Here is a 20,002-nt window from a genome sequence, read left to right as displayed (position 1 = left end):
GGATCGACAGGCCGGCCGAAAATCATGGGGCGAGTTGTCCGGCGACGGCGGCGAGGAGGTCGGCGCCGGTGAAGGGCTTCTCGACCAGGTGGACGCCGGGGTCGAGGATGCCGTTGCTGGTGAGGACGGGCTGGGCGTAGCCCGACATGAACAGCACCCTGGTCTCGGGGCGCTGCCGGCGGAGGCGTTCGGCGAGGACACGGCCGAGCATGCCGGGCATGACGACGTCGCTGAGCAGGAGATGGATGGGGCCCTCGTGGGCGGCGGCGACCTCGAGCGCGTCGGCGCCGTCGGAGGCGGCGAGCACGGTGTACCCGCCGCGGCCGAGGATGCGGGTGGTCACCTCGCGCAGCGCCTCCTCGTCCTCGGCGACGAGCACCGTCTGACCCTGGCCGGCGGGACTGCCGGCGCAGGGCTGCTCGCCGGCGTCGAGCGGCTCGGCGTCGCTGGCGGGCAGCAGGATGGTGATGGTCGTGCCGAGGCCCGGTTCGGAGTACAGGCGGACGGTGCCGCCGGCCTGCACGACGATGCCGTAGACGGTGGCCAGGCCCAGGCCGGTCCCGGCGCCGCTGGGCTTGGTCGTGAAGAACGGCTCGAACGCCTTGTCCTGCACGTCGCGGGGCATGCCGGTGCCGGTGTCGGAGACGCGGAGCCGCACGTACAGGCCGGGCTTGAAACCGTCGCGGGTCAGCGAGTGATCGCCGTCGACGGTGACCGTGCCGGTGTCGATGGTGAGCCGGCCACCCTCGGGCATGGCGTCGCGGGCGTTGACGGCGAGGTTGACCAGGACCTGCTCCAGCTGGCCGGGGTCGGCGACGACGGCCGGGAGGTGCTCGGACAGGGCGGTGCCGAGCTCGATGTGCTCGCCGATGGAGCGGGTCAGCATCTGCTCGATCTCGGTGATGACCCGGTTGACGTCCAGCGGCACCGGCCGGATCACCTCCCGCCGGGCGAAGGCCAGCAGCTGGTGGGTGAGCTCGCTGCCGCGCTGGCCGGCCCGCAGGATCTGCTTCGCGTCCTCCTCGAACGGGGTGCCGGCGCCGTCCTCGACGATGAACTCGGCGTAGTTGAGGATGACGGCGAGCAGGTTGTTGAAGTCGTGCGCGACGCCGCCGGCGAGCTGGCCGAGGCTTTCCAGGCGCTGGGTACGCTGGAGGCGGACCTCGTCCATCTGCCGGTCGGCCTCGGCCCGGAGGCGCTCCTGCTCGGCGCGGGCGGCGATCTGCTCGGTGACGTCGCGGATGCCGGCGAGCGTGATGATGCCCTCGTCGGTGGGCAGGACGCTGCGGGTGATGTCGACGGGCACGAGGGTGCCGTCGCGGCGGCGGGCGACCGGGCCGGCCCAGCCGTCGGCGCGCTCCCCCTCCGGCAGCAGGCGGGCGACCGGCACGTCGAGCATGTCGTAGCGGGGCTGGCCGAACAGCCGCTCCGCCTGGGTGTTGACCAGGGCGACCCGGTCGCGCTCGTCGACGCCGATGAGCGCGTCGGGGCCCGCGTCGATGACCGCCTGCATCTGGGCCTCGGCGCGTTCGCGCTCGCTGATGTCGCGGGTGGTGGTGGTGACGCCGATGGTGCGGCCGTCGCCCGCCTCGAGGGGCGACACGAGCATCGACACGGTGAAGAGCGAGCCGTCGGCGCGCAGCCGCAGCGTCCGGTACGGGTCGACGCGCCCGCCGGCGGCGACGATCGAGCGGATCTCGGCCTCGTCGGCCCGGCGCTCCGGCGGGATGATGAGGTCCTTCGACCGGCCGAGCATCTGCCCGGCGGTGTAGCCGTAGAGCCGCTCGGCGCCCGGGTTCCAGGACAGGATGATGCCGTCGAGGTCGGTGGAGACGATCGCGTCGTGCGACGACTGGACGATCGAGGCGAGCAGCGACCGGGCCCGGTCCACGCCGGTCGCGGCGCCGAGGTCGTGCAGCACGGCGAAGATGTGGCCCTCGACGACGGAGAGGACGACCTCGGCCGAGAACTGGGTGCCGTCGTGACGGACCGCCCGCAGCGGCTGCCCCTGGCGGCGGTCGGGCTGGACGGCCCCGAGGTATGCGCGGACCCGCTCGGTCATGGTCGGCGTGGCGGGCGGCACGAGCACGTCGACGGAGGCGCCGACCAGGTCGTCGGTGCCGAACATCGCCCGGGCGGCGGCGTTGGCGAACACGATCCAGCCGTCGCCGTCGGCCACCACGATCGCGTCGGGCGCCACTTCGAGCAGGCCGCTGGCGAGCGTTTCCGTCCATCGCACCTGACCGCCCCCGCACCTCCGCCTATCCACTCAGAGTAAGGTGATCAAAACAGACAGTAGGCAAGTTTCGGAAAGCAGTGGCGGAGGCGGCGGCGTGAGCGTAGACCCGAACCGGCCGAGCGCGGCCCGCATCTATGACCACTTTCTCGGTGGGACGCACAACTTCGCCGTCGACCGGGAGGTCGCCGAGCGGGCGTACGCGCTGGTCCCGGACCTGCCGCAGGTCGCGCGGGACAACCGGGCGTTCCTGCGCCGGGTGGTGCGGCTCGCCGCGGCCCGCGGGGTGCGGCAGTTCATCGACATCGGCTCCGGCATCCCGACCGAGGGCAACGTGCACGAGGCCGCCCGCGCCGCCGACCCCGGCGCCCGGGTCGTCTACGTCGACGCCGACCCGACCGCGGTGATCCACTCCCGGCAGATCCTCGGCGACGACCCGCTGACCGTGGTGCTGCAGGCCGACCTGCACCAGGCCGGCCGGATCCTCGACGACCCGGCGGTGCGGGCGCTGGTCGACTTCGGCGAGCCGGTCTGCCTATTGTTGGTCGCGATGCTGCACTTCATCCCGGACTCGGCGGACCTGCACGCGGCGCTGCGCCGCTACCGGGACGCCGCCGCCCCGGGCAGCCTCCTCGCGATCACGCACGGCACCGCCGGGTCGCGCACCGACCGGCTCGAGGCCCTCGCCGACCTGTACGTGCGGACCGGCACACCACTGGTGCTGCGCGACCGCGCCGCGATCCTCGCCCTGTTCGAGGGCTGGGAGCTGGTCGAGCCCGGCCTGGTCCACCTGCCGGCGTGGCGCCCCGACCCGGGCGACCCGCCGGTCGCGGACCCGGAGGCGTACGCCGGCCTCGGCGCCGTCGGCGTCCGGACGTGATCACCGGCCACCTCACGGGCGCGGACCTCGACGCGCACCGGGTGGAGCTCACCGGGTACTGCTACCGCATGCTGGGCTCGCCCTTCGACGCGGAGGACGCGGTGCAGGAGACCATGCTGCGGGCCTGGCGCGCCGCCGGCAGGTTCGACGAGCGGCGGGCGACCCTGCGGACGTGGCTGTATTCGATCGCCACCAACGTGTGCCTGGATGTGCTGCGCGCCGCCGGCCGCCGCGCGCTCGCCGCCGACCTGGCGCCCGCGGCCGTGCCCGGCTCCGGGTTCGGGGCGCCGCTGCCGGAGTCCGCGTTCGTCTCCCCCGTCCCGGACGCCAGGGTGCTGCCCGCCGCCGACCCCGCCGAGCTCGCCGTGCGGCGCGAGACGATCCGGCTCGCGTTCGTGGCGGCCCTGCAGGTCCTGCCGCCGAAGCAGCGCGCGGTGCTCATCCTGCGCGACGTCCTGGCCTGGTCCGCGGCGGAGGTCGCGACGTTGCTGGACTCGACGGTGCCGGCGGTGAACAGCGCCCTGCAGCGCGCGCGGGCCGCGCTGCCGTCCGTCCCGCACCAGCGGCAGCCGGCGGGGCAGCTGGATCAGCGGCTGCTGGACCGGTACGTGCACGCGTTCACCAACCACGACGTCGACGCGCTCGTGTCGCTGCTGCACGAGGACGCGACGATGTCGATGCCGCCGTTCTCGTGGTGGCTGTCGGGCCGGGACGCGATCGCGGCGACGATGCGTGCCTCCGACGCGTGCCGCGGCGACGTGCTGATCCAGGTGCGGGCCAACGGCGGGCCGGCGTTCGGCCAGTACCGCGACGGCCGGCCCTTCGCCCTGCTGCTGCTCACCGGCGGCCCGCTGATCACGTCGTCGGTCGCGTTCCTGGGCCGCGCGGACCTGTTCCCGCTCTTCGACCTGCCGGCCGGCGCCGTCGCCTGTCAGGGTTGACCCCGCCCGCGAGGAGCTTCCGCCGCACTCCGGCAACGGCGCCGGCCAAGTGCCGCTCACGCCAGCTTCGACAGGGCGTCGTAGGCGGCCTCCGCCTCGGCCCGCACCTCGGCGCGCACCGCCTCAGGGTCGGCGCCGGCCCGGATCCGGTCGCGGATCTGGGCGTGCAGGGCCCGGTCGACGCCGGCGAGCACGGCCGCCCGCCACCGCGGTCCGCCCAGCGCCCCACCCAGCGCATCAGCCAGGGCCTCCTCCGCCAGCTGCGCCAGCAGCCGCGCCCGGGCCTGCAGCGCCGGCGAGTCCTCGACGACCTGCCAGAACGCCTCCGCGCCCGGCGACAGGCCGAGCGTCGGGTCGCCCCGGTCGAGCTCCTCCAGGAACAGCCGCCGGACGGCGCCGACCGGCGACTCGTGCGGAGCGCGGTCCCGCACCGCCGCCGCCAACCGCTGCACGACCTGCTCCTGCCGGTCGAAGAAGAGGTCCTCCTTGGTCGGGAAGTAGTTGAAGGCCGTGTTCACCGACACGCGGGCCGCCTCGGCCACCTCCGCGACCGTCACCCGGTCGAACCCCCTGGCCAGGAACAACGCGAGCGCCGCGTCCGCGATCGCGGTCCTGGTCGCCGCCTTCTTCTCCGCCCGCAACGCCATGACCGGAATTCTAGCGTCACTTAAAATTTGGTGTGACACCAATTTTCGTCGTACGGTGGCGGCATGTTGAACTTCGGGATCTACCCAGGCGGCCTCGGCGCCGACATGGACGGCGTCGTCACCCCCGGCCCGCCGGAGGACGCGGCGCGCATCGACGAGCGGCTCGACGAGCTGCGCCCGCAGATCGTCCGCGGCTACGTGCACTACAGCGACGCCCTCGGCGGCCACCAGGAGGCGCCGCCGCGCCCCGCCCAGCACGCGACCGGCGGGCGGCGGCTCGACCTGGTCGCCTGCTTCCGCGAGCCCGGCGACGACCTCGGCCGCTGGCTGGCGTTCCTGCGCGGGCTGGTCCGCGCGCACGGCGGCGTCCTCGCGACGCTGCAGGTCGGCGAGGAGGCCAACCACGCCGGCCCGGGCGGCGACGGCGGGTCCCCGCACGCGCGGCGGGCGGTCGTGGAGGGCGTCCTCGCCTCCCGCGACGAGGCGGACCGGCTCGGGCTCGACGTGCTGGTCGGCTGCAACTCCACGCCGGTCTTCGACCCCGCGCAGGAGTTCTGGACCGGCCTGGGGCGGCTCGGCGGCGGCGAGTTCCGCGACGCGCTCGGCTACGTCGGCCTGGACTTCTTTCCTGACGTGTTCCGTCCTGTACCGGCGGACGCCTTCACCGGCGCGGTGACAGCCGTGCTGCGGGGGTTCCGGGACGTCAGCCTCGCCGCCGCAGGCATCCCGGCCACGGTCCCGGTCCACGTGACGGAGCACGGCTGGGCGACGGGCGCCGGCCGGTCGTACGAGCGCCAGGCCGACGTGCTGGAGACCGTCGTGCGAACCGTGGAGGGGCTGGCCGTGCCGTTGAACATCACGACATACGAGCACTTCTCGCTGCGCGACGCGGACTCGGCCAACCCCTCCACGATGTTCCAGTTCGGGCTCGTGCGCTCGGACTACACGCCGAAGCCCGCCTTCGAGCGGTTCCGGGCGCTGATCGCCGGGCGGACGGTCACGGCGACTCGCCCAGGGTGACGGTGAGCTGCTGCTCGGCGCCGTCGCGCTTGACGGTCATCTTGAGCTGATCGCCGGCCTTGGCGGCCTGGATGGCGTTGATGAGGTCGGTCGCGTCCTTGACCTGCGTGCTGCCGATCTTCGTCACGATGTCGCCGGTCTTCATGCCGGCCTTGTCCGCCGGGCCGGCGGCCACGACGCCACCGATCAGGGCGCCGCCGTCGCCGTCGCCGAGCTGCACGCCGAGGTACGGGTGGCTGACCTTCCCGCCCTTCGCGAGCTGGTCGGCGGCGGAACGGGCCCGGTTGACGGAGATCGCGAAGCCGACGCCGATGTTGCCGTTGCTGTTCTCGCCGGCGGTGAGGATCGCGGTGTTGATGCCGACGACCTCGCCGGCCAGGTTCACCAGCGCGCCGCCGGAGTTGCCGGGGTTGATCGCCGCGTCGGTCTGGATCGCGTCGGCGATCGACTTCGCGCCCTGCTCGCCCGAGCTGATCGTGCGGTGCAGCGCGCTGACGATGCCGGCGGTCACCGACCCCTGCAGGCCGAGCGGGCTGCCCACGGCGAGGACCGTGTCACCGACCCGGAGGGCGTCGCTGTCGCCGAACTTCGCGGCCGTCAGCCCCGACACGTTCTGCGCCTTGATGACGGCGATGTCGCCGGCCGGGTCCGTGCCGACGACGGTGGCGGTGGCGGTCTTGCCCGTGCTGAACGTGACGGTCAGCTTGGTCGCTCCGGCAACCACGTGGTTGTTGGTGATGATGGTGCCGTCGGTGCTCATGATGACGCCGGACCCCTCGCCCTCGCCGGTCGTGATGTCCACGACGCTGGGCAGGACCGCCTCGGCGACGGCACCGACGGAGCCGCGCTCGAGGTTGGGGGCGGCGTTGCGGGTGATGACGGTGGTGGGCGCGGCGCTGTCGCCGGCGAACTTGGTCGCGACCAGCCCCCCGCCGAACGCCGACACGACCGCGATGACCACGCCCGCCACGATCAGCCCGGCGACCCGTCCTCCGCGCACCGGCTGCTGCGGCCCGTATGCGGGCTGACCCGAGGCGGGGTGACCGGACACCGGGTAGCCCGAGACCGGGTAGCCGGAGACCGGCTGGCTGCCGTAGCCGGGATGGCCGTTGTGGGGCTGCCGGCCGGGCGCGGCGACCGCGGGGAACGCCGCCGTGGTCGAGCCGATCCCGGGCGAACCGCCGGCCGGGAACGCGCCCGTCTGCTGCGCCGGCCACGTCTGCGCGCTCGGCGCCGGGTGACTCTGCAACGGCGTCGTCTGCTGCGGGTGCCCCGGCAACGACGCCGCGTGCTGCGGGTGCCCCGGCAATGGCGCCGCGTGCTGCGGGTGCCCCGGCAACGGCGCCGGGTGCGCTCCGGCGGCGGGCTGCGGGTGGCCCGGCAGCGGTGTCGTGTGTGCCCCGGCGGCGGGCTGGCCGACCGACGGCGGGAACGGACCCGCCGGCACCTGCCCGGACGCCCCCGTGCGCTGCTCGCCCCCGACCGGCCTGGCCCAGATCGGCTCCGGCGGCGACGCCTGCGAGGACCCGGCGGGCGGCGACGACAGCGGCTCAGCGGCCCCGCCGGGCGGTGGGACGTCGGAGGCGCCCGGGGAGCCGTCCGCACCCGGCGGCTGGCCGGGCGTCGCAGGGCGTGCTGCGGTGGGCGGTGCGCTCCACTGGCGGTCCTCGTCACTCATGATGTCCACCTTGCACACCACACCTCCGCCCAAACTGGACTTCGGCTGGGAACTCGCCGTGAGCCGTCCCCGCTCGTGTACGGTCGACCGCCATGACCGGTTTCGTCGTCCACCCGATCGGCTGGGTGGAGTCGCCACTGCGTGACCGCGCCGCCGCCCCCAGGCAGGGCGACGAGGGAGCCCCGGACGCCTGGCTCCGCTTCACCGACACCGCCGCGCCAGGCCTGCGCGACCTGACCCCGGGCACCGAGGTCCTCCTGCTCACCTGGCTCGACCGCGCCGACCGCACCACCCTGACCGTCCACCCGCGCGGCGACCTGACCCGCCCGGCGACCGGCGTCTTCAGCACCCGCTCCCCCGACCGCCCCAACCCGATCGGCCTGCACCGCGTCACGATCCTCGCCGTCGACGGCACCCGCGTCCACGTCGACGCCCTGGAGGCCCTCGACGGCACGCCCATCCTCGACGTCAAGCCGATCCTGGACCCGGTCGCTGACCGCTGACCCCGTCGACTGGCCGGGGGTCCGCGGCCGCGTGCTCGGGCTGACCCCGCCGGCCGGCGACGCCTGGCCGCCGCTGACCCCGGCCGACGACGGCCGAGGCGTGGATCGGTGGCCCGCCGGGGCGGTGAGGGGCGGTGGGCCACCGGACAGTCGGGCCGGCTACGGTCGCGCTGCGGCGAGTGGGGCCGGGGTGGCGTCCGACGGCGCCGGCGGGGCCGGGCGGCGGGCGACGAACAGCAGGCCGAGCGCGGCGAACAGCACCGTCACCACGATCGAGCCGGCGACCGGGGAGAACCAGGCGTCGGCGTGGCCGGTGAACTTCAGGTGGCCGTCGACCAGGAGCGGGGTCGCGATCGCGTTGGTCATGCTGTGCAGGACGACGCCGGGCCAGATGGAGCCCGTCCGGACACGCAGTTCCCCGTACACCAGGGAAGCGGCGGTCAGACCGGCGAACATCAGCGCGACGAAGAGCGGCATCGACAGGGACGTCACCAGGCGCATGTCGGCGTCCGAGGTCCACACCAGGTAGAGCGGCAGGTGCCAGGCGGCCCACACGACGCCGACGAGCAGGTGCGGGGTGACCCGGCCGGGCAGGCCCAGCGCCATGGCCGTGCGGGTGCCGTACCCCCGGAAGATGAACTCCTCGATCGGGTTCTTCACCACCTGGACGGCGAGCACGGTCAGGAACGCGGCCAGGAGCGGATCGCCGCCGGTCAGCGACAGCGTCACCCCGCCGGCGGCGAGCCCGGCGCCGACCGTGACGACGGTGACCACGGGGTAGAGCGCGGTCGCCGCGCCGAACCAGCGGGCCCGGTGTGGGAAGCGCAGCGTGAGGCCGAGGCCGCCGGCGCCGTCGCGGGAGGCGAAGTACAGCGCGAGCGCCGTCACGACCGGGCCGAGGATGAACAGCAGCATGCCGGGCGTGCCGCCGCTGTCGCTGAACGCGGCCTCGTTGGTGAGCGGGGTCCCGCTCGCGCGGTCGGCGGCGACGCCGATCCACCCGGCGCCGACCACGGCTGCGGCGAAGAGGACGAAGTTGAGCCGGACACGAGTCATGGGTCCCCCTGCTACGGATCCTGGAGTGTTTCGAGGCACTCGCCGGCCCAGGCGGCGGCCGCCCGGGAGTGGTGGATCCCGGCGAGGATGGTCATCCGGATGTACGGGAAGTCGGGTGTGTCGCCCTCCTCGGCGGTGAGCCGGGCGAGCAGCTGCTCATACTCGGCGCGCTGCGCGTCGGCGGCGTCGCGGGCCCCTCGCAGCAGCTCCCGGCACCGCTCCCGGCCGAGGACGCGCCCGAAGAAGAGCCGCAGCAGCAGCCCGTTTCGCGGTGGGTTCTCCTGTACGGGCTCGTTCAGCAGCTCGATCAGCCGCGCCGTCCCGGACTCGGTGATGACGAACACCGACGAGCGGGCCCGGGTGCCGCCCCGGCGCTGCACGTGTCCCGCCTCCTCGAGGGCCTGCAGCGTCGGGTAGATCTGCCCGAAGCTCTCGCTCCAGAAGTGCCCCAGCACGTCCCGGATCGCTTCCCGCAGCGCATACGCCGTCATCGGCTCGACGCTCAGCGCCCCCAGCACCGCCACCTGCGTCTGACTGGATCTGCTCATGACCATCCCCTTGTATCTGCCAGATATTTCTAACAGATACATTGAGACAAAGACAAGCGGCACGCCTCCGGGGAGACGTGCCGCTGTGCTGCGATGCGGTGCGGACGGTCAGGCGGTCCAGTCGGGCCGCAGCGGGTAGGAGGACTCGCCCAGGCGGGTGGTCTTCGTGCCGAGGATCTGGTGCAGCTGGATCTGGTTGCGTTCGAAGGCGAACCGGGAGCCCGCCATGTACAGGCCCCAGACGCGGGCGGTGCCGATGCCGACCTCGTCGACGCAGGCGTCCCAGTGCTCCACGAGGTTACGGTTCCAGCCCGCGAGCGTGTGGGCGTAGTGCACCCGGAGGTTCTCCTCGTGCTGCACCTCGAAGGCCGCGTCGTGGACGGCGCTGACGAGCTTGCCGGGGCTGGCCAGCTCGCCGTCGGGGAAGACATACCGGTCGATGAACGCGCCCGGACGGTGCGAGGTGCGGTTGTCGGCGCGGGTGATGCAGTGGTTGAGCAGCCGGCCGCCGGGCTTGAGCCGGTCGCGCAGCGTCTTGAAGTACACCGGGTAGTTACGCAGGCCGATGTGCTCGGTGAGGCCGATGGAGCTGACCGCGTCGAAGTGCTCCAGCGGCGCGTCACGGTAGTCCAGGTGGCGGACCTCGGCGAGGTGGGACAGGCCCTCGCGCTCGATCGCCGCCTGCGCCCACGCGGCCTGCTCGCGCGACAGGGTCACGCCAAGGGCCTTCACGCCGTACTCGCGGGCGGCGTGGCGGACCATGCCGCCCCAGCCGCAGCCGACGTCGAGCAGGCGCATCCCGGGCTTGAGCGCGAGCTTGCCGGCGACCAGGTCGTACTTGTTGGACTGGGCCTGCTCCAGGGTGTCGCTCGGCGAGCGGTAGACCGCGCAGGTGTAGGTCATCGACGGGCCGAGGACCTTCTCGTAGAAGGCGTTGGAGACGTCGTAGTGGTGGTGGATGGCCTCGGCGTCGCGGCCGCGGCCGTGGCGCAGCCCCTGCAGGGTGCGCTTCCAGTTCGGCACGTGCTCCTGCGGCGGGGGCGGCACCGGGCGCAGCCGGTCCCAGCCGAGGCCGCGCACGAGCCGCAGCGCGTCGGCGGGCGACGGCATCCGCAGCTGGAGGCCGCCCTCGAGGGCCTTGAGCGCCTCGTACGGGTCGCCGGGGTGCACGCCGCGCAGCTCGAGGTCGCCGGACACGTAGGCGCGCGCCATGCCGAGGTCACCGGGGGCGGTGAGCAGGTAGGTGAGGCCGCGTTCGGAGGCGACGTGCAGGCCGATCGGCGCCGTGTCGGGCCCGACGGCGCTGCCGTCGTAGGCGGTGATGCGCACGGCCGGCTCGCCGCTGGTGACGGCGCGGACGATCTCCGCGACGGTGGGCATCGGCGGACGCTGCCGCGGCGCCGATGAACGCTTGTTGGTGATGGTCATCGTCGTCCTACTACCTTGTCGTAGAGGTCGGTCAGTCTGTGGCCGGGGTCGTAGCGACCCTTGACGGCGCGGTACGCGTCGGCACCGTAGAGCCGGTCGAAGGTCTCGCGGTCGTAGTACGCGTCGGAGTACAGCGACTTGTGGCCGCCGAGCTCGGACACCTTGTCCTCGATGGCCCGGTTGACATCGCCGTCGGCGGCGCCGGGCACGATGGGCACTGTTCCCCAGAAGCCGACGTTCACGTACGCCTCGCCCGCGTGCATCGGGTACAGGGGCCAGGCCGTCCCGGAGCGCAGCCGCAGCGGGCACAGCCAGATCGGTGCCATCGGCACGTTGCCGGCGAACCAGTCCAGGAACTTGCCGGTGTGCGCCAGGGGCAGCTCGACGTCCTGCACGACCCGCTCCCGGTCCGGGTTGCCCCGCAGCCGGTCGATCCTGGCCGCGACGCCGTAGCGGTTCTCCAGCCGCACGATGCGGTGGTAGACGTCGCTGCGGCGCAGCCTGGTGGGCCAGAGCCGGCGCAGCAGGGGCTGCTGCGCGCCGAACGCGGCCGAGCACCAGAACCAGTCGGTGTCCCACCGCCACAGGTAGTCGTAGGCGGTGAGGTTGTCGGTCGCCTTGGCCCGCAGCGACTGGTAGTAGATCGACTGGCCGGTGTAGTCGCTGGTCGGTCCGGTGCCGCCGAACCGGCCGAGGACGAGGTAGGACTCCCCGGGCCGGAACACGACGCCGTCCATGACGTCGACGTCCACGCCGTCCCAGCTCCCGGTGCGCATGACCACGCCGACGGCCTCGAGAAGCTCCTCGACGTCGTCGAAGCGGATGTTGCGCAGCTCGACCTGCGGCGCGATGGGCTGCAGCTCGATGCGCAGCCGGGTGGCGTAGCCCAGGCTGCCCAGCGAGTTGGGGAACGCCGCGAACAGCTCGGCGTGCTCGTTGTCGGGTCGGGCGGTGACGATCTCACCGGTGCCGGTGAGGATGTCGAGCTCGATCACCGACTCGTGCGGCAGCCCGTGCCGCCAGGACGTGGCCTCGATGCCGAGGCCGGTGACGGCGCCGCCGAGCGTGATGGTGCGCAGCTGCGGCACGACCAGTGGCATCAGGCCGTGCGGCAGGGTGGCGTCGACGAGGTCCTCGTAGGTGCACATGCCCTGCACGTCGGCGGTGCGGGCGGCCGGGTCGATCTCGATGACCCCGTCGAGGCCGCTGACGTCCAGGCCGGCCGGGCCGGCCGCGGATCTCGGTCGGAACAGGTTCGATGTCTTCTTCGCCAGGCGGACCGGGCTGCCGTCCGGGACCGCAGCGTACGAGGCGCGCAGCACGGCCACCGCCCGCTCATGCTCCGGTCTCCCCTTCGGGTTGATCCGTCTCACTCGATCACCTCCTTTCCTGTGAAGGTCCCCGTGACCTTGCACATTCCAGGTGCTCAAGAGTTGAAACTTGCACATTCGGCAAGATCATCAAACAGCAGGTGATCAACCTCACGGCACGCGCCGGTAACTTGACGCAGCGGTACCCGTCCGCTCAGACGGACCGCAGCAGCAGCTCCTCGATGCCGCGCAGGTGGGCCTCGACGGCGGCGGCGGGCAGCACGGTCGTGTCGGCGAAGAGGGTGAGGTCGAGGGTGCCGGGGACGGCGTTCACGTGCAGGAAGTAGCGGGCGCCGTAGCGCTCGACCCGCTCCCACGTCAGGGTGGTCGCCGGCCGCAGCGCCTCGATCGCCTCGGTGGTCACGGCCCCGCCGGCGGCGACCGGGGTCTGCGCGTCGAACCGGCGGTCGTTGAACGACACCGACAGGTCCACCTCGCCGCCGCGCGCCGCGCCGACCGTGACGAGCAGGTCGTCGAGGGCGGCCGGGTCGTACTGGGCGTGCAGGTAGGCCTGCAGCGACGCCTGCATCGCCCGGCCGATGACCGGCGCGAGGTCGTCGTCGCCGACGTCGATGACATAGAGCCCGTCCTGCGACGCCGGGCCGACGGCGCCGGCGAGCCCGGGGCGGAACCGGTTGCTGACGATCACCTGCAGCACCGCCTCCCGGGCTCCGGTCTGCCGGGCGAGCTGGACGGCGGCCGCGGCCAGGATGACCGCGGAGGTGCTGACCTGGTGCCGGCCCGCGAGGAGCGGGACGGCGAGGTCGCCGGCGGGCGAGCTGAGCGTGGCGGCCCAGAACGGCGGCTCACCCGCGGGCCGCTCGCGCTCGACGGGGAACCGTTGCAGCGGCACGGCTTCCAGGTGCCGGCTCCAGTACCGCAGCGCCTTCTGGCTCTGCCGGCGACCGGCCGTGGACTGCTGGTGCAGGGCCTGGTCGTAGGGCTGCCGGTCGTCGGCGTCCGCGAGTGGCTCGCCGCGCAGGCACAGCACGACGTCGCGGACGAGCGCGGTGAGCCCGCCGCGGTCGGTGACGAGGTGGCAGATGCCGAACACCGCGTGGGTGACGACGTCGCCGACCCGCACCGCGCCGGCCCGCAGCGGCCATTCGTGCGGGTAGTCGTACGCGGGCGCGGTCAGCCGCTCCTGCAGCGCCTTCGCCGCGGCGGGCGCGGTGTCCGCGGTGGCGTCGACGACGTGGACCTCGATCGTGCCGGCGGCGGCGAGGTCCTGCACCGGCGCGCCGTCGGCACCGGCGCGGACCCGGGTGCGCAGCGACTCGTGCCGCTCCATGACGGTGCGGACGGTGCCGGTGATCCGCGACAGCGGCGTGCCGACGGAGATGCCCTCGCCCTCGAGGTCGGTCACCCAGCTCATGTTGAGCACCGCGTCGTCGGGGACCATCCGCTGGATGGCCCGCCAGATCGCGATCTGTCCCCAGCTCAGCCCGCAGACCCCGCCCCGGCTGCCGCTGAACTCGACCAGCGTTGCTGTCATGCGTCGGAATTCAAGCCCCAGGATTCCATTGACGTCAATACATGGCCGTCCCGACTATCGCGCGCGCAGCCCGTCGAAGATCAGGTCGAGGGTCCGGTCCCGCAGGGCGTCGTCCCACTGGTTGCGCTCGGCGCCGAGGCAGGCCGCGCTCAGCAGGGCCAGCAGCTCGGGCATCCGCAGGTCCGCCCGTACGCCACCGGCCGCCTGCGCCCGCAGCAGCAGCGCCTCGATCGCGGCGCGCATGTCACCGCCGATGCCGCCGAGTCCCTCCTTCGGGTCGAGGCCGGCGCCGGAGACCGCGTCCGCCAGCGCCTTCTTGCGGGCGGACACGTCGACGATGCGGGTGAGGAACGCGAAGAACGCCTCGACCGGGTCGGCGGCGGCGAGCAGCGGGCCGGCGGACTCGGCGAGGCGGCGCACCCGCTCCACGACGATGGCCTGCAGCAGGGCCTCGCGGGTCGGGAAGTGCCGGTAGATCGTGCCGAGGCCGACCCCGGCCCGCTCGGCGACGGCCCGCATCGACACGGCGAGGCCGTCCCTGGCCAGGACCTCCTCGGCCGCCTCCAGGACCCGCACCCGGTTGCGCTCGGCGTCGGCTCGCACGTACACCACCCGTCGTTGACAGACGGAACGAATGTTCCGTATCTTTCGGAACGCGCGTTCCGAAACTGCGATCATACGGGGGTCCGGCATGGGTCACGCAACGTTGGGCGCCTCCGGGCTGCGGGTGTCCGCGGCCGCGCTCGGCACGATGAACTTCGGCACCGGCGGCGGCGTCCGGGGCTGCGACGAGCCGGAGGCCGCCCGGATCGTCGGCGCGTTCCTCGACGCCGGGCACAACCTGATCGACACCGCCGACGCCTACGCGGGCGGCGAGTCCGAGCGGATCGTCGGCCGGGCGATCCGCGGCCGCCGCGACGAGGTCGTGCTGGCCACCAAGGCCGGCATGCCACAAGGTCCGGGCCCGAACGACCGCGGGCTGTCCCGGCGGCACCTGACCCGCGCCCTGGAGGCGAGCCTGCGCCGCCTCGGCACCGACCACGTCGACCTCTACCAGTGCCACCAGTGGGACGCCGGCACGCCGGTCGAGGAGACGCTGTCCACGTTGGACGGCTTCGTGCGGGCCGGGAAGGTGCGGTACCTCGGCTGCTCGAACGTCACCGCCGCGCAGCTCACCGAGGCGCACTGGACCGCCCGGGCGCTGCGCGTGACGCCGTTCGTCAGCGTGCAGCCGGAGCTGTCGCTGATCGCCCGCGACGCGCTGGCCGAGCTCCTGCCGGCCGCCGCCGGACTCGGCGTCGGGGCGCTCGTGTGGTCGCCGCTCGGCGGCGGCGTCCTCACCGGCCGCTACCGGGGCGGGACCGTCGAGGACGGCTCGCGGGTCGCGCGGCTGCGGGACATGGGCACCGCGGCGGCGCTCGGCTGGGCCGAGGCGATGCTGCGGCCACGGTACGACTGGCAGGCCGGCCTCGCCGCCGCCGTGGCCACCGGGCTCGGCACCACCCCGGTCGCCGTCGCCGTGGCGTGGGCGAGGCGCCAGCGCGGCGTCACGTCGGTCATCGTCGGCCCGCGCACCGTCGCCCAGCTCGCGGACAACCTCGCCGGCTTCGACCTGGACCTGCCGGCGGCGGCGGTGGCCCGCCTCGACGAGCCTGGCGACCCGGCGGACCTGGTGCGGCGGTACTTCGAGATGTGGCGCACCGGCGACGCGTCCACAGTGGACTCGCTGCTGGCACCGGACTGGACCGACCACGGCCACCCGTCGGTGCGCACCCCCGCCGACGTCGCCGCCGCGGTCCATGCCCTCGACGTGGCCATCGACGTCGAGCTCGACACGGTCCTCAGCGACGGCGCCACCGTCACGGCCACCGGCCGGGTGGGCGACACCCCGCTCGCGTGGGTCTTCCGCACGGACGCCGGCCGGCTGGCCTCCCTGCGGACCTACCGCGGACTGTAGTTCAATGGCCCGGTGAGCAGAGACTGGGTCGAGTGGCATGAGTTCTACACGACGCCCGGATCGTCGCTGGGCCGCCGCCTCGAGGTGGTCCGGCGGGACCTGCGCCGGGCGCTGAGCGCCGCGCCCGCGCCCGGTCCGGGCCGAAGCGGCGAAGCCCATCGGGCCGGACCGGGCGAGACCGTGGACGGGACCCTGCGGATCATCAGCATCTGCGCCGGCGACGGCCGCGACGTCCTGCCCGTCATCGCCGAGCACGACCGCAGGGTCAGCGCGCTGCTGGTGGAGCTCGACCCCACGCTCGCCGCCCGGGCCCGCGAGACCGCCGACGACCTGCTGCTGTCCGATGTGGACATCCGCATGGCCGACGCGGGTGACGCCCGGACCTATGCCGGCGTCCAGCCCGCACACATCCTGCTGACCTGCGGCGTCTTCGGCAACCTCGACGCGGACGACGCGCGGCGCACCGTCGCCGCGCTGCCCGCGCTGCTCGTCCCCGGCGGCATCGTCATCTGGACCCGGGCCGGCGACGCGAGCCTGGAGCTGCGGTCGCTGTTCGCCGAGCACGGGTTCACGGAGCTGTCCTTCACCGCCCCCGACGACGCCCCCTTCCGGGTCGGCATGCACCGGCTCGCCGCCCCCGTCCGCCCCGGCCCGCTCACCGGGCGGCTCTTCACGTTCCGGTGATCTCCGTGAGCCAGTCGCGCCAGGCCTTCTCGAGGGCGGCCGGGTCGGCGCCGCCGAAGTGGTGGACCGCGACCGCGTCGACGCCGCCGAACGCGGACCGGCCGAAGCAGCGGATCAGCGCGTCGCCGGTGCGGATGCCGACGAAGTGCCGGTGCCGGTAGTCCAGCACGCCCTGGACCCGCCCCACGTGCGGGAGGCTGAGGTCGACCGGGCCGCCCTCCGGGGTCGCGTCGGTGCCGAGCGCCGCCCGCACCGTGGCGAAACCCGCGTCGGCGGGGGCGTCGACCGTGACGTAGGTGACGGGCCGTCCGCGGAAGTGGAGCATGAACTGCCCGAACGTGTGCAGGTAGAAGTCGGTGTGCTGGCTGGCGCCGTCGTACTGCTGCTCCCAGTCGTCGACGAAGATGCCGCTGTGCACGTAGCGCCACGTCGACCCGCCGCCGGGCGCCGCCGCCACGACGTGCTCCAGCTGGTTGAACCAGCCGTCGGGCCCGTCCATGCGGCTCACGAGCCGGTGCGGCGGATCCCAGACCGTCACCGTGCCGCCGAACGCCGCGGCGCCACCTTCGCGGTGCTCGTACTCCATCGGCCACAGCCAGCCCGCGGTGCCGTCGGCGAACCCGTCGAACACCGCGACCTGGTCCACCGGCAGCGCGCCCTCGCGCACGATCTCGAACTCCCTGCCCATCCCCCGATCCTAGGTTTCCGGGCATTCACCCGGTGCGGACTCGCCCGGTCCGGGCCCTTCACCGGACGCGGCCCGCACCGTGCGGTTTCACCTGGTGCGGTCCCGCCTGGCGTGGGGCTTTCACCTGGGGCGGGCGAGTCGGCGCGCGGTCGCGGCGGGCGACGGTGGGCGCATGACGGTGAAGGATCTGGCCACCCTCACGCCGAGCGGCTACCCGGCGGTGTCCCTGCTGATGCCGACCCACCGCACGCCGCCCGCCAACCAGCAGGACCCGATCCGGCTGCGCAACCTCCTCACGGAGACCCGCCGCCGCCTGGAGGCCGACGAGGCGATCCCGCACGACGTCGCCACCGCCGTGTACGACGAGATCGCGGAGGCCGCCGCGCACGTCGACCTGCGGCAGGTCGGCGAGGGGCTGGCGCTGTTCGCCTCGCCGGGACAGGTGCACGTCCGCCTCCTCGACACCCCCGTCAACGAGCGCGTCGTCGTCGCCGAGACCTACGAGATCCGCGACGTCGTCGCCGACGCGGCCCGCCGCCACCGGTACTGGGCGCTGGTCCTGTCCGAGCAGCCGACCCGCCTGTGGAGCGGCGACGGCGCCAACCTGGTGGAGGTGACGACGCACGGCTTCCCGTTCACGCACGAAGGCCCCGGCGGCGCGCTCGGCCTGCCCCGCGACTACGGCCAGCGGCCCAGCGCGCACCGCGACGAGCGGCACCGGCAGTTCTTCCGCGACATCGCCACCGCCCTCACCCAGGTCGACGCCCTCGACACGCGGCCCGTGTTCGTCCTGGGCGTGGAGCGCTACCTGGCGTTCTTCGCCGAGGAGTGGCACGCCCAGATCGCCGGCACCGTCCCCGGCAACTACGACCGCTCCGGCCCGCACGACCTGCACAAGGTGCTCGCCCCGCACCTCGCCGCATTCCACGCCTTCGAGCAGATCGCGGCGCTGGAGCACCTCGACGTCGCCCGCGGCGCGCACCGCGTCGCCGCCGGCCTGCCCGAGGTGTGGCAGCTGGCCCGCCAGGGCCGCGGCGCGCACCTGCTCGTCGAGGAGAGCTACCACAGCCCGGCCTGGATCCACGGCGACCACCTGCACCCCGCCGAGCAGCAGCCGAGCCAGGGCCCCGCCGGCACCCTCGTCGACGACGCCGTCGACGACGTGGTCGAGCTCGTCGCCCGCCAGTCCGGCGAGGTCACCTTCGTCGGCGACGGCAGCCTCGCCACCGACGGGCGCATCGCCCTGATCCTGCGCTACTGACCGGGCCCCGCCCGCGTCACAGCCGGAGCTGGGCGACGAACGCCGCGGCGGACTCGAGGTCGCCGCGGCGCTCCGCGAAGAAGCCGATGAAGGCGAGCTGGAAGCAGGCGCCGAGGAGCAGGCCGGCGACCGCCTCCAGGTCCGCGTCCGCGGAGACCCGGCCGAGCCGCTGCTCGGCGCGCAGGTAGTCGACGAGCCCGTCGTTGGCGCGGTGCGGGCCGAGGTTTTGGGCGCGGAGCTGGTCGCGGTGCGCGTTGAGGATCGCCGGGTCGGAGAAGATCGACGTGAACATCGGCAGGCCGTCGCGGTAGAACCCGATCGCGACGGTGGCGAGCTCCGTGAGCGTGTCGCGGACCGTGCCCGTGCCGGCCCGCTCGGGCAGCGTGAGCAGCATCGGGATGAACTGCGGCCCGCGCTCGTGCAGCACCGCGACCATCAGGTCGACCTTGTCGCGGAAGTGCTTGTAGAGCGTCGCCTCGGAGTAGCCGGCGGCGCGGGCGATCTCCTTGGTGGTGGCGTTGGCCAGCCCCCGGCTCCGCAGCACCGACGCCGCCGCGTCCAGGATCACGTCTCGCGTGGCCAATCCCGCTCCTTGACAAGTTCGTGAGCACTCACCCACCATGATAGAGGTTAGTGAGTGCTCACTTACCAGGGAGGGCGGCCATGAAGCTGACCGTGTTCGGCGCGACGGGCGGGATCGGGCGACAGCTGCTCGAGCAGGGTCTGCGCCAGGGGCACGAGATGACCGCCGTCGTCCGCCGCGAGCTCGACCTGCCGGGCGTGACCGTGGTCAGGGCGGCGCTCGACGACGCGCCGGCCCTCGAGGCGGCGGTCGCCGGGCGCGACGCGGTGCTCTCCGCGCTCGGCCACCGCAAGGGCGGCCCCGTCACCGTCCAGGCCGACGGCGCCCGGGCCGCGGTCGCCGCGATGCGGGCCACGGGCGTGCGCCGGATCGTGTCCGTCGACGCCGACGGCCGCTTCACCGGCCCCGGCGACAGCTTCCTCATGCGCGCGGTGGCCAAGCCGGTCGTCCAGCGCGTCCTGCGGGACAACTTCGCCGACCTCGCCGAGGCTGAGCGCGTCCTGCGCGCGGGCGACGTCGACTGGACCCTGATCAGCCCGCCCCGCCTCACGGACGGCGGCCACCGTCCATACAGGACCGCGCTGGACCGCAGCCTCCGCGGCGGCCGGACCATCTCCCGCGCCGACGTCGCCGACGCCGTGCTCAAGTCAGCCGCCGACCCCACGCACGTCCACCACCGGGTCAGCGTCCCCTACTGAACCGTGCCGCGGCGCGCGGCGCCTTCCGGAGCGCGGAAACACGACCTGCGGCCCGGACCCGGCGCGCACCGGAACCGGGCCGGACACCCACGGCCGCCCCAAGGAGGCAAGGCGACCGCGAACGTCACCGCTCGCCCGGGAAGTCCCTCGTCGACCCGGACACGGAGGTCGTGCATCCCGGATCAGGCGCGCACCGGATCCGGGCCGGACACCCACGGTCGCCCCCAAGAAGGCCAGGAGGCTTCGGGTGTCCCGCATGCCCAGGAGTCCCTCGTCAACCTGGGCAGCTCGCAGTGCCGGTCGCGGGGGCGGGGGGGGGGGGGGTGGGG

The 20,002-nt window shown here is 73.8% G+C and carries 19 protein-coding genes; 8 read left to right on the top strand and 11 right to left on the bottom strand.

The window, feature by feature from the left end; all coding sequences use genetic code 11:
* Positions 1-22 precede the first annotated feature (22 nt).
* The gene (locus AB0I21_RS14560) at positions 23-2,239 is read right to left on the bottom strand and encodes a PAS domain S-box protein (RefSeq protein WP_360561288.1); all 2,217 of its coding nucleotides are present in this window, start codon (positions 2,237-2,239) and stop codon (positions 23-25) included.
* Positions 2,240-2,333: 94 nt separating this feature from the next.
* On the opposite strand from AB0I21_RS14560, the gene AB0I21_RS14555 reads away from it, so the two are divergent.
* The gene (locus AB0I21_RS14555; protein ID WP_344502429.1) at positions 2,334-3,116 is read left to right on the top strand and encodes an SAM-dependent methyltransferase; all 783 of its coding nucleotides are present in this window, start codon (positions 2,334-2,336) and stop codon (positions 3,114-3,116) included.
* A complete protein-coding gene (locus tag AB0I21_RS14550) occupies positions 3,113-4,057 on the top strand; it encodes an RNA polymerase subunit sigma-70 (RefSeq protein ID WP_360561286.1) in 945 nt (314 codons plus the stop codon). Before AB0I21_RS14555 ends, AB0I21_RS14550 begins: the two co-directional genes overlap by 4 nt.
* 56 nt (positions 4,058-4,113) lie before the next feature.
* Here the strand turns inward: AB0I21_RS14550 and AB0I21_RS14545 are convergent, their stop codons facing one another.
* Positions 4,114-4,704, bottom strand: a complete 591-nt coding sequence (locus AB0I21_RS14545) for a TetR/AcrR family transcriptional regulator (protein ID WP_360561284.1) — start codon at positions 4,702-4,704, stop codon at positions 4,114-4,116.
* Positions 4,705-4,767: 63 nt separating this feature from the next.
* Here AB0I21_RS14545 and AB0I21_RS14540 point away from each other — a divergent pair, with 63 nt between their 5' ends.
* Positions 4,768-5,724 (top strand): hypothetical protein, encoded by a 957-nt coding sequence (locus AB0I21_RS14540; protein WP_360561282.1) that lies wholly within the window; start codon positions 4,768-4,770, stop codon positions 5,722-5,724.
* Here AB0I21_RS14540 and AB0I21_RS14535 read toward each other — a convergent pair.
* Entirely contained in the window at positions 5,702-7,402 is a 1,701-nt protein-coding gene (locus tag AB0I21_RS14535; protein WP_360561281.1) for a trypsin-like peptidase domain-containing protein, read from the bottom strand. The genes AB0I21_RS14540 and AB0I21_RS14535 overlap by 23 nt on opposite strands.
* 92 nt (positions 7,403-7,494) lie before the next feature.
* Between AB0I21_RS14535 and tsaA the strand changes: the two genes are divergently transcribed.
* Complete coding sequence (gene tsaA, locus AB0I21_RS14530; protein WP_360561279.1) at positions 7,495-7,905, top strand: tRNA (N6-threonylcarbamoyladenosine(37)-N6)-methyltransferase TrmO; 411 nt, start codon at positions 7,495-7,497, stop codon at positions 7,903-7,905.
* 159 nt (positions 7,906-8,064) lie between these two features.
* Here the strand turns inward: tsaA and AB0I21_RS14525 are convergent, their stop codons facing one another.
* The 6 genes from AB0I21_RS14525 to AB0I21_RS14500 form a co-directional block, all read right to left on the bottom strand.
* The gene (locus tag AB0I21_RS14525) at positions 8,065-8,961 is read right to left on the bottom strand and encodes a CPBP family intramembrane glutamic endopeptidase (RefSeq protein ID WP_360561277.1); all 897 of its coding nucleotides are present in this window, start codon (positions 8,959-8,961) and stop codon (positions 8,065-8,067) included.
* Between the two features lie 11 nt (positions 8,962-8,972).
* The gene (locus AB0I21_RS14520) at positions 8,973-9,509 is read right to left on the bottom strand and encodes a PadR family transcriptional regulator (RefSeq protein WP_360561275.1); all 537 of its coding nucleotides are present in this window, start codon (positions 9,507-9,509) and stop codon (positions 8,973-8,975) included.
* 108 nt (positions 9,510-9,617) lie between these two features.
* Entirely contained in the window at positions 9,618-10,937 is a 1,320-nt protein-coding gene (locus AB0I21_RS14515; RefSeq protein ID WP_360561273.1) for a class I SAM-dependent methyltransferase, read from the bottom strand.
* Positions 10,934-12,301, bottom strand: coding sequence for an FAD-binding oxidoreductase (locus AB0I21_RS14510; RefSeq protein WP_360561470.1), 1,368 nt, complete (start codon positions 12,299-12,301; stop codon positions 10,934-10,936). The genes AB0I21_RS14515 and AB0I21_RS14510 overlap by 4 nt, the downstream gene beginning before the upstream one ends.
* 160 nt (positions 12,302-12,461) lie before the next feature.
* Positions 12,462-13,802, bottom strand: a complete 1,341-nt coding sequence (locus AB0I21_RS14505; RefSeq protein ID WP_360561271.1) for a condensation domain-containing protein — start codon at positions 13,800-13,802, stop codon at positions 12,462-12,464.
* Positions 13,803-13,856: 54 nt separating this feature from the next.
* A complete protein-coding gene (locus AB0I21_RS14500) occupies positions 13,857-14,414 on the bottom strand; it encodes a helix-turn-helix domain-containing protein (RefSeq protein WP_360561269.1) in 558 nt (185 codons plus the stop codon).
* Positions 14,415-14,493: 79 nt separating this feature from the next.
* On the opposite strand from AB0I21_RS14500, the gene AB0I21_RS14495 reads away from it, so the two are divergent.
* The gene (locus tag AB0I21_RS14495; RefSeq protein WP_360561267.1) at positions 14,494-15,759 is read left to right on the top strand and encodes an aldo/keto reductase; all 1,266 of its coding nucleotides are present in this window, start codon (positions 14,494-14,496) and stop codon (positions 15,757-15,759) included.
* A gap of 12 nt (positions 15,760-15,771) precedes the next feature.
* Positions 15,772-16,443 carry a class I SAM-dependent methyltransferase family protein gene (locus AB0I21_RS14490; protein WP_360561265.1) on the top strand — a complete coding sequence of 224 codons (672 nt, stop codon included), beginning with the start codon at positions 15,772-15,774 and terminating at the stop codon, positions 16,441-16,443.
* On the opposite strand, the gene AB0I21_RS14485 is transcribed toward AB0I21_RS14490, so the two are convergent.
* Positions 16,430-17,131: a hypothetical protein gene (locus AB0I21_RS14485; RefSeq protein ID WP_360561264.1), complete on the bottom strand. Its 702-nt coding sequence runs from the start codon at positions 17,129-17,131 to the stop codon at positions 16,430-16,432. The genes AB0I21_RS14490 and AB0I21_RS14485 overlap by 14 nt on opposite strands.
* 172 nt (positions 17,132-17,303) lie before the next feature.
* Between AB0I21_RS14485 and AB0I21_RS14480 the strand changes: the two genes are divergently transcribed.
* Complete coding sequence (locus AB0I21_RS14480; protein ID WP_360561262.1) at positions 17,304-18,392, top strand: hypothetical protein; 1,089 nt, start codon at positions 17,304-17,306, stop codon at positions 18,390-18,392.
* Between the two features lie 16 nt (positions 18,393-18,408).
* Here AB0I21_RS14480 and AB0I21_RS14475 read toward each other — a convergent pair whose 3' ends face one another.
* Positions 18,409-18,975: a helix-turn-helix domain-containing protein gene (locus AB0I21_RS14475; protein ID WP_344502445.1), complete on the bottom strand. Its 567-nt coding sequence runs from the start codon at positions 18,973-18,975 to the stop codon at positions 18,409-18,411.
* A gap of 80 nt (positions 18,976-19,055) precedes the next feature.
* Here AB0I21_RS14475 and AB0I21_RS14470 point away from each other — a divergent pair, with 80 nt between their 5' ends.
* Complete coding sequence (locus tag AB0I21_RS14470; RefSeq protein WP_360561260.1) at positions 19,056-19,673, top strand: NAD(P)H-binding protein; 618 nt, start codon at positions 19,056-19,058, stop codon at positions 19,671-19,673.
* The last annotated feature ends 329 nt before the right edge of the window (positions 19,674-20,002 follow it).

The organism is Dactylosporangium sp. NPDC050588 (assembly GCF_040654975.1).
GTDB classification, from domain to species: Bacteria; Actinomycetota; Actinomycetes; order Mycobacteriales; family Micromonosporaceae; genus Dactylosporangium; species Dactylosporangium maewongense.
This window is presented reverse-complemented; position numbering and strand designations above follow the sequence as displayed.

Coding starts and splice junctions, on each gene's coding strand:
- AB0I21_RS14545 (WP_360561284.1), bottom strand. CDS start 4,704: ATGGCGTTGCGGGCGGAGAAGAAGGCGGCGACCAGGACCGCGATCGCG.
- AB0I21_RS14540 (WP_360561282.1), top strand. CDS start 4,768: ATGTTGAACTTCGGGATCTACCCAGGCGGCCTCGGCGCCGACATGGAC.
- AB0I21_RS14535 (WP_360561281.1), bottom strand. CDS start 7,402: ATGAGTGACGAGGACCGCCAGTGGAGCGCACCGCCCACCGCAGCACGC.
- tsaA (WP_360561279.1), top strand. CDS start 7,495: ATGACCGGTTTCGTCGTCCACCCGATCGGCTGGGTGGAGTCGCCACTG.
- AB0I21_RS14525 (WP_360561277.1), bottom strand. CDS start 8,961: ATGACTCGTGTCCGGCTCAACTTCGTCCTCTTCGCCGCAGCCGTGGTC.
- AB0I21_RS14520 (WP_360561275.1), bottom strand. CDS start 9,509: ATGAGCAGATCCAGTCAGACGCAGGTGGCGGTGCTGGGGGCGCTGAGC.
- AB0I21_RS14515 (WP_360561273.1), bottom strand. CDS start 10,937: ATGACCATCACCAACAAGCGTTCATCGGCGCCGCGGCAGCGTCCGCCG.
- AB0I21_RS14505 (WP_360561271.1), bottom strand. CDS start 13,802: ATGACAGCAACGCTGGTCGAGTTCAGCGGCAGCCGGGGCGGGGTCTGC.
- AB0I21_RS14495 (WP_360561267.1), top strand. CDS start 14,494: ATGGGTCACGCAACGTTGGGCGCCTCCGGGCTGCGGGTGTCCGCGGCC.
- AB0I21_RS14485 (WP_360561264.1), bottom strand. CDS start 17,131: ATGGGCAGGGAGTTCGAGATCGTGCGCGAGGGCGCGCTGCCGGTGGAC.
- AB0I21_RS14480 (WP_360561262.1), top strand. CDS start 17,304: ATGACGGTGAAGGATCTGGCCACCCTCACGCCGAGCGGCTACCCGGCG.
- AB0I21_RS14470 (WP_360561260.1), top strand. CDS start 19,056: ATGAAGCTGACCGTGTTCGGCGCGACGGGCGGGATCGGGCGACAGCTG.